General features: G+C 46.3%; 1 protein-coding gene. It reads right to left on the bottom strand.

The window, feature by feature from the left end; all coding sequences use genetic code 11:
- Window positions 1–259, bottom strand: a 259-nt coding sequence (locus tag ABGT15_RS11815; protein ID WP_367231646.1) for a PKD-like domain-containing protein, incomplete at both ends; no start/stop codon positions are given.

A 259-nucleotide genomic window follows, 5' to 3' on the forward strand; every position in this document is an offset into this window, starting at 1 on the left:
CATTAACTCTGATGTTGGTTGAACCTCCTGTACAAATTTCAAAAACCGTAGTAGGTATTGGTGTTCCAGGTGTCGGATGAACAGTGATCACCGGAGTTAATTCCGATTGTCCGGTACATCCGTTACGAACCGGGGTAATCTCAAACTGGATCGTTCCCGATTGCGTTGTACTTGTTGCCTGCAACACTACGTCAATTTCTCCGGTAGTAGAAGTTCCGCTGGTTACACCTCCGGCCACTTGTGCATTTGTTGCATTAAC

This window comes from Flavobacterium enshiense (assembly GCF_040750275.1).
Classification (GTDB): Bacteria; Bacteroidota; Bacteroidia; order Flavobacteriales; family Flavobacteriaceae; genus Flavobacterium; species Flavobacterium enshiense_B.